At 67.3% G+C, this 2,113-nt stretch carries 2 protein-coding genes and 1 pseudogene; all 3 read right to left on the bottom strand.

Annotated features, from left to right (window positions below; translation table 11 throughout):
* Nucleotides 1-63: 63 nt before the first annotated feature.
* A pseudogene (locus tag ACFXBC_RS35035) lies at nucleotides 64-370 on the bottom strand (tyrosine-type recombinase/integrase); the annotation flags it as partial.
* 215 nt (nucleotides 371-585) lie between these two features.
* A complete protein-coding gene (locus ACFXBC_RS35030; protein ID WP_385034174.1) occupies nucleotides 586-1,113 on the bottom strand; it encodes a cytidylyltransferase domain-containing protein in 528 nt (175 codons plus the stop codon).
* Between the two features lie 273 nt (nucleotides 1,114-1,386).
* Nucleotides 1,387-1,827, bottom strand: coding sequence for an NUDIX hydrolase (locus tag ACFXBC_RS35025; RefSeq protein WP_385034171.1), 441 nt, complete (start codon nucleotides 1,825-1,827; stop codon nucleotides 1,387-1,389).
* Nucleotides 1,828-2,113: the final 286 nt, after the last annotated feature.

Below are 2,113 nucleotides of genomic sequence, written 5' to 3'. Positions count from 1 at the left end.
ATTCTCGTCTGGGCCCTTGGGTCGTTTGACGGCAGTAGTTGACGGCAGTAGTTGACGGCAACGTCAGCGGACGGGGGCTGCACAGAGTGGCGGATCGTCGCCAGTGTCGGGCCGGTTGGCGGGCTCGGTGGGCGTTGCTGAAAGTGTCGATGGCCTGGCGCTGGAGGCGGAGCCGGACGTGGGCATACACCGTCGCGGTTACGCCGATGTGGGCGTGGCCGAGGAGTTCCTTGATGACGAGGAGTTCGACGCCTTGCTCAAGGAGGAGGGTCGCCGTTGAGTGGCGGAGGTCGTGGAACCGGATCGGTCGTAGGTGGGTGTCGCGGAGCAGTGCGTTGAACTGCCGGGTGAGGGTGGCGGGTTCGATCGGGTACCGGCGCACCAGCGGAGTCGGCCCGCCGTACGCGACCAGATTCTGATCACCGAACCGTGCGGAAACCCCCGCCGGGGCATCGGAAGACTGCATCTCAATGCCCTCGTGATCGTGCGCACTGGAAGCCTCAGAACTCCCATCATCGCAAGTAACAGGGCGCTTCCTCGTTCCCGGGAAAGCTGTCCACAGACATCAAGCCGGTGGATCCAGGCTCAGTGGCGCTGGTCGAGGAGGTGTTCGGCTCGCGCCAGATTCTCGGGGGTGTCTGCTGCCACCCCGTCGTCCAGGACGGGCACCATCCCCGTGGCATGGCCGTGTTCGACAAAGCGCAGCATCTCTACTCCCTCGGCACGCTCCAGGGGTCCCTGCTGGAGCTGACGGAAGTGCTGGAGAGCCTCGCCTGTGAAGCCGTAGAGGCCCAGTCGGCGCAGGTACTTCGGCCGGTCGCCGCTTGGGTACGGGATGGGCTGGCGCGAGAACATGAGGGCCTCGCTGCGGGCCGTGACGACGACCTTGACGACGTTGTGGTCCAGGACGGCGCCGACGTCGACCAGCTCGGTGTAGGCGTTCACGGCGCAGGTGCCGGGCGGAGTGAATTCCAGGGCTTCGGAGACGTCGTTGATGGCGGTCGGCGAGATGAACGGCTCGTCGCCCTGGACGTTGATGTATCCGTCGGCCGGCAGGCGTTCGGCGACCTTCGCGACGCGGTCGGTGCCGGTGAGGTACTCCCCTGTTCGGATGCTGTCGATGCCGAGTTCGCGGCACGCTGCTTCGATGCGTCCGTCGTCCGTCGTCCGTCGTCCGTCGCGACTATGGCTCCGTCGAGGCGTTTGGCCTCCAGGCAGCGCTGGTGAACGTGCCAGAGCAGCGGCATGCCGTCGAGGAGGGCCAGTGGTTTGCCGGGGAAGCGGGAGGCACCCCAGCGGCAGGGTATGACGGCGATGTGCCGGCGTCGGTCGGTCGGGCTGTGGTGGCGGCCACGGCGTCCTCCTGGTGGTCGGGTTCGGGGGACTTCATGTGAACTGGGCGAGCTTGGCGCGGACGGTGGGTGAGGCGGTGGTCGCGAACGGCCGCCACAGGTAGCCGTCGACCTCCTCCTGCAGCGTCACCACGTGATCGGCCCCGAGGTGGAAGGCCCAGCGGAAGTCCACGTGGTGGTGGGCCGGCTCGTTCTTCGACGGGTTCGCGTCGATCGCGTGCACGTCGATGTCGAGGGGGATGTCCTCGTGGCCGGCGAGGGGGACGACGGTGCTGGGCGGGATGCCGGCCTCCTCGTGCAGCTCGCGCAGGGCTGCGTCGCGCAGGAGCTGGTCGGACGGGTCGTTGTGCCCGCCGGGCGCCAGCAGTTTCCCGGACTCCTTGTGCAGGATGTGGAGCACGTGCCGTTCACCGTTGATGAGGACGGCGCTGCGGGTCACGTGGGCCGGGAACATCTTGTGGCTGGTGCGGGTCATCCGCGCCGGCGAACACGGCGAACAGCATCATCAGGGAGGCGCGCTCGTCCGGGTGGCGGGCGAGGTATGCCTCCGTGACGGTGCGGATGTGTTCGGTGGAGGGAGGCAACGAGGTCACCTTTCGAAGTGGCGGAGCCAGGTTCTGGCGATGGTGTCGCGGTCGGCCGCCGGCTCTTCGAGAGGGGTCATTTGCACAGGTCAGAAGCTTTGTCTATGAGTTCCGGGACATCTAGCCCCTTCCGGAACAGCTCCGCAGTACCCCGCCCCGGCCTGCACGCGTGCAGGT

It is taken from the genome of Streptomyces sp. NPDC059398 (assembly GCF_042751845.1).
Lineage (GTDB): Bacteria > Actinomycetota > Actinomycetes > Streptomycetales > Streptomycetaceae > Streptomyces.
The sequence above is the reverse complement of the archived record's forward strand: the minus strand, read 5'-3'. Positions and strand labels throughout refer to the sequence as shown.